We start from the raw sequence: 15,739 nt of genomic DNA, 5'->3' as shown, positions 1-15,739 counted from the left end.
AATTGCAAATAAAACTATTGGATGTATATAATCAACAACTAAAAATAGATCTTCCCACTTAAGTGAAAACGAGACATTTATTTACGTATCAAATATTCTAGAAATATAATTTCTATTTCTGGAGCGCTTTGAGTCTAAGAAGGGTTTGTAAAAAATAGTAATCTCCGTATACAATTGGCTCATCCATTTCTTTTTTGAGCGACCAATCTCCAAAGCTATGATCTAATATAAAAGGTATATCAATATCTTCGGGAAGTATATATTTTCTTGACTTTAAGCTTTCACAAACTTTTTTACTATAATTCAAAAAATCTTCATTTTTGGTATACTGATATAACTCTATTAGTGCTGACGCCACGATTGCAGCAGCAGATACATCACGAGAGATGTTTGGTATATCAGGATGATCAAAATCCCAATAGGGAATCCCATCTTCTGGCATATTCTTGTGATTAATAAAAAAGTTTGCAGTAGCTATGGCTTGATTTAAATATTTAGCATCCTTAGTATACCTGTAAACAGTAGTAAAACCATTAATTGCCCAACCTTGGCCACGAGCCCATGCCGATTCATCACTAATGCCTTGATGCGTAACACGACCCCTAACTTGACCAGATATTGTATCATAATCTAATACATGCCATGTACTTGCATCTTCTCTAAAATGATTTTTTAAAGTAGTATTGGCATGCTTAACAGCTATTTTATGAAACGTACTATCTCCTGATATTTTGGTAGCTTCAAACAAAAGTTCTAGATTCATCATGTTATCTATAATAACAGGAAACTGCCAAATATCTTCATTAAAATCCCAAGAACGTATACTACCTACGGTATCATCAAACCTTGTAGATAAAGTTTTAGCACTCTTTACTATGATATCCTTGTAATTTTGATTGTCTTTAATTTTTAAGCCATTACCAAAACTACAAAATACCTTAAAGCCCATATCATGGGTTCTATCATTGTACTTTTCTTTCTCTATGTAAGCAGTCCATTCTTCAGCGCTATTTTTAAAATCTTCTTTACCAGTGAGCATATAAATTTGCCAAAAGTTTCCGGCAAAAAAACCGCTGGTCCAATTACTAGAAGGCACCTTTGTTATTGTAGCTGTTTTTGGATTATAGCTTCGTGCAAAAGCTGTGGAATCTACTTTATAATTTAGAAACTTACTGTACCTTGCTTCTAACAAAGCTTCAATAGTTTCTTGACCGTCTACTACTTTATTTTTATCCTCAGATTTACATGATACACATGTAAATCCAAGGATAATAAATAAAAAACTAACTCTAAACATCAAACAAAACTTTGATTTAGTATCCAGGGTTCTGAGGTTCTAAGTTTGGGTTACGCTGTAATTCATCATTAGGAAGCGGATATAAGTAATCCCTAGAGGGCGTAAAATTTGGTCTTTCTTCAAAACCACTAGCCCCGAAAGCATCAATTCCCAATTCACGTCTCTTAATATCATACCATCGTTTAAACTCAAAAGCTAGTTCCCATCGACGTTCTTCAAGAACCATATTTCTGAAGTCTGATTGAGACATTCCAGGTATTACATCTGCTGGGAAGCCAGAACCATTGCCATTTCTTGCCCGAGCCCGTACTCTATTTACATACCCGTCTGCTTCAGTGCTTCCTGGACTTATTTCATTCAATGCTTCTGCGGCTATTAAGAGAACTTCTGCATAACGCATTTGTGCATAATTATGTTCTGATCCGCGACCATTACCGTTTGATGTCTGCCCTGTGAATCTTGCATATTTTGCTATGTATGCACTTTGAATATTTCGAGCATCATATGTTGGGAAATTCATAAAATCATCAACTGCGCCGTTAAAAATACCCGTGGTATCCAAACTAACAGCTTTTCTATAATCTCTACCATCCCATCTGTTATATACTTCTATACTAGGTACGGCTACAGACCATCCCCCACCAATATCACCAAACTGATTCGCTCTAATACCTGTAAGTGCGGGCATGTAGTCCTGTCCGTAATTCCCGCTTCTAAAACCATTGTGATCAATAGTAAACAAAGCTTCCTTTAAACCACTTTGCTTAGTAGCATCGAATAAATCTTGAAAATCTGCAGCAAGCTCTAAATCAAACCTTCCCTCTCCGTCAATTACAAACTTTGCTTCATCATAAGCGTCTTGAAAATTATTCATAGTTAAATGCACTAATGCCAAATAACCTGCTGCTGTAGCTTTAGATGGTAATGCTGATGAAGGTTGTGTATCGGGTAACCATTGTTTGGCGAACTCTAAATCTGCAATAATGTTTGTGTAAACTTCTGCTGCTGATGTTTTAGAAACTTGAGACGCTTCTGCAATATTTTGTATGGGAGCATCAAAATAAGGAATATCGCCAAAAAGTCTTACCAAGTGAAAATATGTATAAGCCCTAACAAAATGTGCTTGAGCAACTACTGGGTTTAAAGTCTCATCTGGTAGACCAAGTCCACTACCGCCAGCAATAGCTTCATTAGCCCCAGCAATTATTTGATAAGTTCTTGGCCAAAATGCCGTAATCATTCCATTATCATCAGCTACAGCAAAGTTATCATGATCTTTTCGACGACCTGCTGTACCTTGATCTCCAATACCAACCATATCACTTCTAAGCATTAATGGTAAGGAAAATTTCCTTCCCCAAAAAGCCTCAGTCCCCATATTTCCATAACTACCGTTTATAGCTGTTTGTACATCTTGGATTGATTTAAAAAACCCATCAGGTGACAACACTGATATTGGTTCTTCTTCTAAATCTGAACATCCCAAAATAGGCATTACCAATAAAAGGAATATATATTTTAATTTTTTCATGTTTTTCTATTTTTTATTTTAAAACTTAAGATTTACACTAAAAGTAACCGATTCTATATTAGGATAATTTCCATAATCAAAGCCTTGATTCACATTGGCATTTTGAGAACCAGACGCCCTATAACTTACCTCTGGATCTGTACCAGGATAATCGGTAATGGTTAATAAATTTTGTCCACTAAGCGAAAACCTAACATTATCCATTCCTAACTTTTCAGTGACATTTTGCGGCAAATTATAGCCAAGTACTAAGTTCTTCAATCGCACATAAGTGCCATCGAAAACAAACCTAGAATTCATACGTTTTTCTCTAGTAGCTGGGGAAGGCACATTAGTGTCAGTATTTGTTGGTGTCCATGCATTTAATGCTTCAGTTGTAGCATTAGAGCCTCCAGATGCAAGCTCAGATAATGTAAAACTATAAATATCGCCACCAACTGCTCCTTGAAAAAAGATGCCCAAATCAAAATTTTTGTATTTAAATGTGTTATTAAAACCAAATGTCCAATCTTGATTTGGATCTCCTATTATTTTTCGGTCAGATGAATTTATCTCACCACTTCCATCTGTATCTGTAAATAATTCTTCTCCTGCTGCTGCACCACTAAATGTAGCTGTACCTACTGGTAAGTCTCCTCCTTGATAAACACCTCTATATTCATAACCAAAAAATTGTCCGAGTGCCTCTCCCTCTCTTAAAATATGTGTTTCATCCTGTAAAAAGTGCCCTGGCGCAGCTGATGGTAAGAAGAAATCTACATCACTACCAAATAGTTTCTCCACTGTATTTCTATTCCTAGACCAGTTTAAATCGGTAGACCATGTAAAATCCTCTGTGCTTATATTTTTTGTAGAAAGTGTAATTTCAACCCCCCTGTTGTTTATCTCCCCGATATTATCTAAAAAATTAGGATTTAAAAAACCTGTATACTCTGGCGTATTGCTATTACCTACTATTAAGTCTTTTGTATCAATATTGTAAATATCAACACTTAAAGAGGCTCTATTTTGCCACAAACCCAAATCTATACCAAAGTTAGTTTGATAAGATGATTCCCATTTTAAGTTTGGGTTTGCAGGTCTACCAGAAACCACAGCGTTTACTGTTTGATCTCCTGTAACTGCATAAATTGACTGTAACGTTGCTAAAGATTGGTAGGGTGCAATAGATGGATTACCCGTAACCCCATAACTCACTCTAAGTTTTAGGTTAGCTATAGTTTCGTTATCCTTTAAAAAGTTCTCATTAGAAATTTTCCAACCTATAGCTCCAGAAGGGAAAAATGCATACTTATTATTTTTGGCAAAGTTTGATGCCCCATCTCTACGTGCAGTAAATGTGATTAAATACTTATCGTCGTAATCATAATTTATACGACCGTACTGTGATTGTATCTCAAACTCCCTTAAAAAGGATTCTGGAAATAAAGGTGTTGATGCCGTATCTAGAGCATAATAGGATACACTATTTGTCACAAAGCCTTCAGCTCCTGATGAATTTGTTACAGTTCTATCTTTTTGATAAGAATATCCTGCTAATACGGTTAAATTTCCTTTCCCTATTTCCTTAGTGTAGGTTAAATAATTTTCACTTAATAAATTTGTATTTTTCAAATTAGCAATACCTGCTATACCTCCTTGACTTCCTGCGGAAGTTATTAGGGTTGAAGGTGTAAACTGCCCTCTAGTTTGGTTTCTTGAACTAAAACCAAATGTTGACTTAAAAGTTAACCCTTCAAGAACCTGATACTCTCCATAAAAATTGGCTCTGTAAATATCTTCGAGTGTTTCATCCACTCTTTCCGTAGCAACAGCAAATGGGTTGTCAATATCATCTCCCACAGAGTTGAATGTATTATTTCCATTTTCATCTAAAACACCTAAATCTGGGGCAAACCTGTAAGCAATGGATATTACATCTCCACTTCCTCTACCTCCAGTACTAGCTTGAGTAGAAACACCATCTTTGGAACTACGGCTTCCAAAAGCGTTAAAGCCTAACTTTAACTTATCATTAATTTGAGCATCTATATTACTTAAAAATGAAAAACGCTCAAATCCAGAATTAACAACTACCCCCTTCTGATCAAAGTAGTTGCCCGACACATAATAATTAATTTTATCTGAACCTCCAGAAAATGATAACTGATGGTTTGTTGTATGCCCTGTAGTATAAATTAAATCTTGCCAGTCTGTATTGGCTGAGCCCTGAGTGTACGAAGGGTTAATGATCCTTGTATAATCTGCAAATTGACCAGCATCCAATAAATCTAACCTGTTAGAGGTAGTTTGTAGTGCATAATTACTATTTAGTTCTATAACCATTTTACCTTTTCTTCCTTTTTTAGTAGTAACTAAAATTACACCATTGGCACCTCGAGACCCATAAATAGCAGTTGCAGAAGCATCTTTTAAGACTTCTACAGATTCTATATCGCCTGGTTGTGGGTATGTAGCTCCTACAAACCCATCAACAACTACGAGTGCAGCACTGCTGGCATTTATAGAGGTATTACCCCTTATGGTTACATTAATTGGCGTACCTGGCTCTCCACCATTATTAGATTGTACAGCAACACCTGCCGCACGTCCTTGTAATGCTTGCTGCGCATCTAAAACAGGAAATGCTGTAACTTCTTCAGACTTCACAGAAGATACGGACCCTGTAATATCACTCTTTTTCCTTGCACCATAGCCTACAACTACCACCTCATCTAAAGCAGCTAAGTCTTCTTCTAGTTTCACATTGAGTTGATTAGAACTACCTACAGAAACTTCTAGAGATTTGTATCCTATATAGCTAAACACCAAAATTGCATTGGCTTCTTTGACAGTTATTGTATAATTTCCATCAAAATCTGTAGATGTACCATTGTTAGTACCTTTAACAATAACGTTTACTCCTGGCAACGTTAATCCATCTGTAGCAGATGTTACAGTTCCTGTTATTGTTTTTTCCTGTGCACTAATATTTAGTACAAAACAAAAACTCAATAAAAGAAAAAGTGTCTTTTTTAATTGTTTAGTTTTTTTCATCAGTTAATTTAGTTTTAAATTATAATTAGTTTAGATAGATTATAACCAACCCTAAAACAACAATTACTGCGATGAGCAAATATTCTAGATATTTTGTTGTTGGTTTAATATTTTTCATGACCTAAAACTAGAATAAATGGAACTGGTAGAAGTACAAAATAGGGAGTAAAATAGTACAACTAACTGATTTACAATAACTTTTACTTAAACAAAAGTTTCTACTCTGAAAATTTAGCTGCGTATTTGGAAGGTGTTTCTCCAAATTTCTTTTGAAAAGATTTACTAAAGTATTTAGGATCTTTATATCCTACTTTATAACTAACCTGAGATATATTGATTTTTCCCTGCTCTAATAATTGTGCAGCTCGCTTCATTCTAAAGTGTAGAATAAACTCATTAGGTGTAAAATTAGACCATGCTTTTATTTTTGTAAATAACATGGTTCTACTAACACCTAATTCTGAACAGAAATAAGCTATATCAAAATCTTCGTTTCCTAAATTATCATTTACTATTTGTAGTGCTTTTTTGTATAGTTTTTCATCATAAGATGAAACTAAAATATCTTCAGGTTTTAAACCCTCACTAGAAACAAACTTCTCTCTTAACTTTTCTCTAGTTTGAAGCAAATTGTTCACTTTTAGCTTAAACTCGTTTATATTGAAGGGTTTACTGATGTAATCATCTGCACCACGTTCTAAGCCATCAATTTTATAAATTAAAGATGATCTTGATGTTAATAATATGATAGGGATATGGCTTGTTTTTAAGTCCCCCTTAACTGCAGAGCAGAGCTCAGTTCCTGTCATTTCTGGCATAATCACATCACTCACAATCAAATCTGGGGCTTCCCTTTTTGCTTTCTTTAGAGCTATTTTTCCATTTTCTGCCTCTAAAATATTGTAATCATTTTTTAAAAGGTCTTTTATAAACTTTCTTAGTTGTTTATTGTCTTCTACAAGTAAAACAGAATACTTTTTTGTGACACTAGGAATTTGAATTTCATCTTCTAAAGTAGGACTATCTTCTTCCAATTGTTTAACGTATTGGGAAAGGTCATCACTAAATTTAAAATCTTTTAAAATTTCAGAATCATCTAAGTGTGCTTTTCCTAATAATAATGTTACTGAAAAAATAGATCCTTTATCATTGCTATTATCTTTTACCTCAATACTCCCCTTATGGAGCTCAACAATATTTTTAGCAATAGATAATCCTATTCCTGTTCCTTTATTATAATCTTTATCTGGCTTGTTATTAACTGCTACTTCAAAAAATCGATCAAATATTTTGGTTTGATATTCTTTTGCTATACCAACACCAGAATCTTCAACATGTACTTTTACATGTTGTTGAAACTTTTCTATTCTAACGATAATATGCCCTCCTTTGGGTGTGTAACGAAATGCATTAGAAATTAAATTATAAAAAACGCGCTCTAGTTTATTACGGTCATAATACACTAAAATTTCTTCTGCTTCTGATATAAACTCAAACGTATACTCTCCATGATTGGCATACTCGGTAAATGACAAGAAAATTTCTCTTAAGAACTTAACAATATTTCCTTCTGCTGCTTTTAGCTTATATAGGTTACTTTCAAATTTCCTAAAATCCATCAATCGGTTTATCAAATGCAATAAATGGCTTGCATTATTTTCAATTACCAACAACTTTTTATACATTTTACTGCTACCTCGATAATCCTCTAAGATTTGATTTAGAGGTCCCAATATTAAAGCCAACGGAGTTCTAAACTCATGGGATATATTGGTAAAAAACTCTAACTTATTTTTATTGGTTTGTTTCGTTCTTTCTGTTTCTAAGTATTCTAATTGTAAATCGTGTTTTAGTTTTGTTCTAGATTTTAAGATATCTAAAAGAAAATACAGCGCAGTAAAAATTAAAAGACCATACAATACAAAAGCCCACCATGTACGCCATGGTGCCGGTGCTACGTTTATAGCTAATTGTGTTGCTGTAGCATTCCATATATTATCATTGTTAGCGCCTTTTACTTCAAAAACATAATTTCCTGGGTTTTGTATGGTATATGATGCTATATTAGTAGTAGTTAAATTCCAATCTTTTTCTAGTCCTTTTAATCTGTACTGATACTTGTTATTACTAGAATTTATAAAATTAGGAATAGAGAACGCTATACTAAAATTACCTTGCTTGTGTGATAAGTTAATAGACTCTGTGTATGCTAACTCTTTATTAAGGTTATTTTTAGCATCGTCAGCCTCTTTATCATTTTCTCGAACTATAAAATCGGTTAATATAACCTGAGGTGCATAATTATTTGTTGTTATTTCCTGCGGATTAAAATACGTTGCTCCTTGGGGACCTCCAAAATAAAACACACCACTTTTTGTTTTAAAACTGGAGTTATTATTAAATTCATTACTAATCAATCCATCCGTCTGGTTGTATAATTGTACATTTTCAGTACTAATATTATACTGCATTAGCCCTTGATTGGTACTTATCCATAATTTATTATCATTTTCCTCGAGAATACTATGAACTGCTGATATCTTCAGTTTATTTATATCTAAATTAATAGCATTGAAATCTGTACCATCATATTTATAAAGTCCCCTAGACTTTGTTCCTACCCACAAATTATTTATGCTATCTTCATAAACACATAAAATATCATCTCCGTATTGCAGCTTTTCATCATAAAAAAATGTGGAAACAATTTCATTTTCATCAATTTTATTCAACCCTTTTTCGGTACCAACCCAAATATTGTGTTTTGAATCTATACATATAGACCTAACTAGATTACTAGATATGGCATTACCGCTATCTGTATCGTAAAATCTTTTAAATTCTTTGGTGGTAGGATTATATTTAAATAAACCTTGTCCAAAAGTACCTATCCAAATATTATTATGCGCATCATTTTTTATCGTATATACGCCAGTATCCTCCAAAAATGCCTTTAGTATTCTTGGTAGACCTTTAGTATTAATCGATCTAGTATCAAGGTTATATACATCTAAGCCTCTTTTAAAAGTCCCTATCCAAAGTTCATTGCCAAGAATTTTTAGTGACTTTATATTATTATCTGATATGTTGGAATTACCTATGGTTATGTACCTGTATGTATTCGTTTTGCTGTTCCAGATATTTACACCCCCGCCTTCTGTACCAAAAAACATATTGTCCCCATATTTTTCGATAGAACTAACTACGGCATAATTTAACCCCTTACCTTTCTGGTTTTGTATTATATTACTGAAGTTTGTATTGGTTTCATCCCATATATTTATACCTCCATAATATGTTCCTACCCAAACTGATCCCTTTTTATCTTTAAACAAACATTTTACAGAGTTTTTACTTAACGAATTTTTTCTATCTATATCTGCTTTTAAAGTGGTAATAACCTTTTCTTGATTAACAACCCTAATTCCATCATAAGAACCTACCCATAGGTTTTTATCATCATCAAAAAGTAGTTGTCTTACGTTACTTGTGTTAGATGTATCAGGGTCTAAAAATCTGGTAAACTCTTTTTGTATTAGATCATAACTAAACACACTATTACTTTGGGTAGCAATTAATAAGTTATTATTTAAACCTTTCACTAAATCTTGAACGAAAAGTGATTCACTCCCCTTTAAACGGTCTAAACCTAACGTATCCTTACCTCTTTCTACCTTATAAATCCCAGCTCCTGTACCTACAAATATGTCATCTTCTGAAGTTTTTAAAATTGACATGACCTGCCTAGCAATTGGCTTGCCATAAGTGTTTAAATACGTACTGAATTTATTAGTTGCTTTATTAAGTATCGATAGTCCTCCTGATGTACCTGCCCAAATCTTACCATTTGAGAATGCTTTTAGTACTAAAACAGTATTATTGGCTAAAGAGGTATTATCCTCATTGTGGAAATAACGGGTAAACTCATCTGTTCTGGGATTATACTTATTAAGCCCATTATATGTACCTATCCACAAAAACCCTTCTTCATCTTCTTCTATAGATAATATATCGTTGTTGCTTATAGATTTTGGGTCATCTTCTTTATTTCTATAAATCGTAAATTTTGTACCATCATATTTGTTTAAACCATCTCTAGTTCCCACCCATATTTGCCCTAATTTATCTTGATGTATTGCTATAACCGTACTTTGCGATAATCCGTCTAATGTAGATAGATGAGAAAAGCTATACGACCGTGTTTGACTAACACAAATCAAACTACATGTAAAAAAAATCAAAAAAGCTAGCCCCCTTAACATTGAATAAAAAAATATGTTATAGAGTCGTAAATATAAATAACTATACTCAGTTTATTATACTCTTCACTTAAAAGATACATAGCTGAAACAAATCATGATAGCGAACTTGAAAACATCAATTTAAATATTGTGGAATGTTTTAAGCTTAATTAAATTCTACAACTTTACTTGGCACAAAACCTATACGATGTGCTTGTACAACTAATTTGGATGCTTCTGGAAGTTTTATAGGCTCTTGATAGATTTCCCAAGATCTCGGAGTTTTTCCATTTTTATCAATTATTTTATAGCCTATTGATGCGCCTTCAGTTGCACAAGCAACACTTACCAATCCATTTTCAAAAGTAACAATTGGTTTTAATGTCGCTGGTTTTGTGGGGCTTTCGTTCCATAATTTTTCAACCAACTTAGCTTCTTTAAGTTTTGGATCATCTCCCACTTCAGCTAACCAACGGTCCATTTCGGCTCTTAACTCGGATAACTTTTCTTTGTAAGCTGGGTCGTCAGCTAAATTATTTAATTCATGAGGATCTTTTTCGCAATCAAATAGCTCTTCTACTGGTTTTTTCTCTCTAAACCATTGCATTTGGATATCGTTTAGCTTTCCTTCTTTTTTTAGCCTTAACAGTTCTTGCATTGTGGGTATCTTTTCTCTGTAAGCCACAGGCAAATAATAGCCTTGTTCTGGCCTATAATTACGAATGTATTTAAAACGACTGTCTCTTACTGCACGTATGGCATCAGTAAACCCATCAAACCGGTCTGCTGCTGCATGAATATAGTTACGTTCTTTTTCAGTACTATTTTCTCCCAAAAAGGCTTGACCTTGCATGTACGCTTTTGGTGCTTCTCCCGTTAATGCTAATAATGTAGGTGCAAAGTCTATAAAACTGATTAACTGGTTGTCTTTTGTTCCTGCGTTTATTTTATTTGGAAAACGGATTATCATTGGCGTATTTAACCCAGAATCATAGATTAAACGTTTCTCTCTCGGTAGTGGCCCACCGTGATCTCCGTAGAAAAATATAATGGTGTTTTCTAACAATCCATCGGCTTCTAATTGTTTTAAAACAGCACCTACTTGGTTATCCATCTCGCCAATATTATTGTAGAGTTTCCACATATCCCTACGCGTTACTTCTGTATCTGGCAAATAAGGAGGAATATTAAATTTTGTGTCTTTTGGCAGATGTACTGGAATTTCTGCTTCGGCCATGCGGTTTTTGGATTGTGAGCTTCCAAAGTTTTTCCATTTATAACTTCTATCTCCGGCATGGTAATGCCTTGTCTCTATGGCTCTGAACCCATAAGGCTCAAATAAACCTGATTCATGAGTTTCTGTAAAGTTAAATACTGCAAAAAAAGGCTGATCTTTAGCTCTATTACGCCAATGAGCATAAGGACTACTTTCATCCCAAGCGGTTACTGGTGCCTTAAACTGATAATCGGTTTTTAAATTATTGGTACAGTAGTAACCTTGTTGACGTAATAACTCACTTATCATCTTAACATTGGGTGGTGGTACTGCTTCATATTTAGGCAACCCCGTAACCTCTGTATAAGAATTGGTGCGCATATGGTTAGCACCTATACTTGACGGATACATACCTGTTGCAATAGCCGCCCTACTTGGTGCACAAACACCAGAAGTTGAATATAAATTGGGATAGATAACACCCTCGGAAGCTAGTTTACTTAAATTTGGTGTAGCTACTGTGCTATCTCCAAAAGGAGGAATGTAAGCCCCCATATCTTCAGTTACTAACCAGAGAATATTCGGGCGCTTGGGTAATTCTAGTTTTGCTATTTCTTCATGTTTTTCACTCTTATTTCCCTTTTTAATTTGGCAATTAGTGAAGCATAAACAGAATACGACTAGTATTTTGAATAATTTCATTTAGGCTAGATTTAAATTACTAAAATTAGTTTTCTAAAGATAAAGCAGTGTCCTGTATTATCCTGATTTACTAAAATTCCACGAATAAAAAACCATTTGATAAAATACTGATTTTTTACTTACTAATGAATAAATCAGCATTTCTTTATAACTCCTAAATAAACTATAGTCTAATCTTTAGGCAAGAAGGAGCAATACATGATAAAGCTAAAATCAATTAAGCATTATCAAAAAACAAAACTACTGTAGATTTAATTATTTGGACAAGTTAGTTTTGAATTAATAAACTACCTATTGAGTCGTAAAACTCCAAATTTGACCTATAGTGGTTCCTCCATTTCCATCTTTTACAACTATTTTAAAATAGTAAGTTGAAGCTGCTGCTAAACCGGTAGCATTATATGTTGTTTCAGATTGATTTTCTGAAACTTTTGTTGTTGGATCACTATCTGTATCTAAATACACATCGTAAATTAAACTATCGTTATCCACATCACTAGCAGACCAACTAAGTGTTGTACTCGTACCATCAATTTCAGCATTCAAAGCAGGCTCAACCAAACTTGGTGCAAATGGTAAATGATTTGAAATACCGTCTCCCTCAGTAAGGAATTGACTAACGGTAGAATATGCACTTTCCTCTCCCTTACTATCTCTGGATTTTAGCCGCCAATAATACGATTTTCCTTTCTCTAAGCTAATAATTCTAGACGTTGACGAACTTGAGACATCATATGCTAACGAAGAGAAGTCACTTTGTTCAGATACTTCAACTCTATAAGTTATCGTATTTCCTTCGTTATCTGTAGAAGCATTCCATTCAAAAATTACGTTATTATCAATACATAAAGTATTGCTCAATGGATATATTTGTACAGGAATAGTGGGAGCAGTGTTAACAAGGTTTGATTCATTGTCATCATCTGCCCCTCCACTATTACATGACAAACAAACATTAGTAATTAATACTAAATATAAATATGACTTTTTCATACTATTTTTTTATTAATTTTATGAATACCGGTTTTTCTAAATTCATCTTAGCAAAATAAATTCCATTGGGTTTATCTTCAATATTTAATTGCAACTTTCCTGCATTTAAGGTATACATCTTAACATCAATTAATTGAGAATGTATATTATAGATGAACATCTCCACTGTTTTTAGGTTACTTGGCATGTAAATCTCAAATACACCATCAGAAGGATTGGGATATGCCTTAACATTATCAAGTAGATTTATTGTTTTTATCATTTCCCCTTGGCAAGCGTCCTTACTTTTTATTTGCAGTTCATCGCCATGACTTACATCAATTGAAAAGTTAGACTGATATGTTTCCATAATTTGAGTTCCATTTTTGTAAACCGTGTAAGGAGCTGCGCCAGATTCAACAGAAACTTGAGCAGATTTTTTAACAACTGCTATCTTACCTGTTAAGGTAACACCTTCTTCTATAGTTACTTGATAACACTGCTGGAAATCTTCCCCATCTACTGTAATGCATAAATCATAAACTCCTGGAGCCAAATCAGTAATCGTATAAGTATCTGTGAAATTATAATTAGTACCATTAATTGAAGCAATATAATTGTAAGTTGCATTAGCATTTATAACAATAGAACCATTGCTCTTGCCTGTACAGGTTTCACCAATAGTTTCAATAGTAAAATTGTCAGCCGGTAATTCTAACGGTCCAGGTACAATTTCAAAAGCGGTAATAGATGCCGAAGCAGATTCCTGTCCAGCCAACATATTAACTACATTAAGTCGAATTTTGCGTGTAACGATGATATCAAAATTAACGGTCTTTTCTGCGCCTATTTCAGAATCTGAAACAAGCTCTATCCACTGGTTGTTATCCCAATATTCTAATGTCCAGTCTTTAATTCCTGAAGAAACTTCTTTTATAGTAATTCCTCTGACCGTTCTATTAATACCTAAATCTAACATTAACCATTCTCCGGTTCCTGCTCCATCGGATTCCCAAAATGTAGTATCGTCATCGTCATTTGCCAATTTAGCTTCAGTGTTTGTTTTAGAGGAGGAAGCAGACATATATGCACCAAATAAGCGTAACTGTAATTGGGCATCAAATAATGAATTCGGATATACTTGCTGTCCATGCAACTCATTTAAACCTTCATTTTGAAATCTTATATTATTCTCTCCTGGACCAGGCTGAAAACCAATAAATAATGGATTAGGAAACGTATGGGTTCTCCGCTCTGTTGTATTAGATATAAACCAAAAATCATAGAGCCTACTGGTAAAATTAGCATCATGCTTAAAATTCCAAAATGTTAAATAAGGACCACTATTAGGGTAAGATAGCTCTGCACCACCATTACCTAGAAGCTTTCCACCCTGAATATCATCCAATAAGTTAGCGTAAGGGTGAGAGCCATGACAATCTATGGATTGATCAGGTTGCATGGGACAGTTTATAAAAACTGAACTTGTTGTACTCCAACGCATTCCTGGCCCATGATGCATTCCTTTTTTATTTGCATCAACCAAACCTTCATCTGCATTATCAAAACAATTTTCGAAAAGTACGCCATAACTATATCTTGAGAAATAGCTAGTATGACCTCTTTTTCCGGAAATGTCAATATTTTTAACTGTTATTGCCATACTTCTATCTATAAAAATATCTTCATTCCAATCTTTAAAATGACAATTTCTAATCCATCCGTTTACAACATTTGTATAGAACAAAGCTTGCCACGCATAATCTACAATGTCATTAGCATGGTGTACAAAGTTTTCAGGATAATCTTTCCAACCACTTGTAAATAAGATGTCCTCGACCCCAACCTCTTCTATGGTTTGAAAAGTTTTAAGTACTGTTGTAGAAGAAACCGGCATATTTAGCTGAACGGGATTCTTAAAAGTGACTGTATTGCCAGATATTTTAGTAATTATATGTTTTTCAAAAGGACGAATACCATCTCTGTTGATAGCAGTCCATCTTGTGTTAGGTGTTAATCCAGGCATATTTGCCTCTAAATTATCTGTTGTTTTTTGAAATAAATCTACATATTGACCAACTGATAGATTAGCAGTACTTGCAACTTGAACTTCAAAATCTCCCTTTTTTATCTCTGCAGTTACCTGCGTGATATCATTTGAATCTGTATTAGATGGTTTAAACATAAATCGGTAATGTGTAGAACCACTTCCAAACTTATTTTCATTAAATTTATCTGCATATATCTCTGTACCTCCAACGCCTGTACCTGCTCCTTTCAAAACAATATTACTCCCACTAATAACTATGGGTTGCGTTTTTGTGGTTTCACTGGAAACGATATACTTTCCTGCTGGAAAAAATACAACTGTTGGTTGATTACTAGCCTCTGCCGCATCAATAGCAGCTTGAATACCTATATCATCATAACCTGTATCATCTGGAATGGCTCCATAATCTGTTACACGTATCGTATTCCAACCAGATACATCTGGCAATTCTTTTTCAGAAAAGTGGTAACCTGTATATGAAAAGTCGCTTAATGTTGCTTCTGCTAAATTTCCTGTAAGCTTTTTTTCTGTAAAGTCAACCCAAGAGGGTGCTTCTACATTTTGTGCATTAATATAACCCGCAATTAAAATTGCGAGATAAAATATTATTCTTTTGTTCATAGCGTTTCATTTTTCTTTGACATTTTTTAACAAATAGCGTTTCTTGTTCATAAACTTAAAACAAAATATCCTT

Annotated in this window: 7 protein-coding genes; all 7 read right to left on the bottom strand. The window is 33.9% G+C overall.

The window, feature by feature from the left end:
• Positions 1 to 112 precede the first annotated feature (112 nt).
• Complete coding sequence (locus JS605_RS14940) at positions 113 to 1,297, bottom strand: glycoside hydrolase family 88 protein (RefSeq protein ID WP_203258527.1); 1,185 nt, start codon at positions 1,295 to 1,297, stop codon at positions 113 to 115.
• Between the two features lie 16 nt (positions 1,298 to 1,313).
• Positions 1,314 to 2,828 (bottom strand): RagB/SusD family nutrient uptake outer membrane protein, encoded by a 1,515-nt coding sequence (locus JS605_RS14935; RefSeq protein ID WP_203258526.1) that lies wholly within the window; start codon positions 2,826 to 2,828, stop codon positions 1,314 to 1,316.
• A gap of 18 nt (positions 2,829 to 2,846) precedes the next feature.
• Positions 2,847 to 5,864, bottom strand: coding sequence for a SusC/RagA family TonB-linked outer membrane protein (locus JS605_RS14930; RefSeq protein WP_203258525.1), 3,018 nt, complete (start codon positions 5,862 to 5,864; stop codon positions 2,847 to 2,849).
• 218 nt (positions 5,865 to 6,082) lie between these two features.
• A complete protein-coding gene (locus JS605_RS14925) occupies positions 6,083 to 10,084 on the bottom strand; it encodes a hybrid sensor histidine kinase/response regulator transcription factor (RefSeq protein WP_239000369.1) in 4,002 nt (1,333 codons plus the stop codon).
• Between the two features lie 187 nt (positions 10,085 to 10,271).
• The gene (locus tag JS605_RS14920) at positions 10,272 to 12,023 is read right to left on the bottom strand and encodes a sulfatase family protein (RefSeq protein WP_203258523.1); all 1,752 of its coding nucleotides are present in this window, start codon (positions 12,021 to 12,023) and stop codon (positions 10,272 to 10,274) included.
• Positions 12,024 to 12,314: 291 nt separating this feature from the next.
• Positions 12,315 to 13,016 carry a fibronectin type III domain-containing protein gene (locus JS605_RS14915; RefSeq protein WP_203258522.1) on the bottom strand — a complete coding sequence of 234 codons (702 nt, stop codon included), beginning with the start codon at positions 13,014 to 13,016 and terminating at the stop codon, positions 12,315 to 12,317.
• Between the two features lies 1 nt (position 13,017).
• Positions 13,018 to 15,666 carry a DUF4955 domain-containing protein gene (locus JS605_RS14910; protein WP_203258521.1) on the bottom strand — a complete coding sequence of 883 codons (2,649 nt, stop codon included), beginning with the start codon at positions 15,664 to 15,666 and terminating at the stop codon, positions 13,018 to 13,020.
• Positions 15,667 to 15,739: the final 73 nt, after the last annotated feature.

Source organism: Hyunsoonleella ulvae (genome assembly GCF_016827605.1).
Classification (GTDB): Bacteria; Bacteroidota; Bacteroidia; order Flavobacteriales; family Flavobacteriaceae; genus Jejuia; species Jejuia ulvae.
The sequence above is the reverse complement of the archived record's forward strand: the minus strand, read 5'-3'. Positions and strand labels throughout refer to the sequence as shown.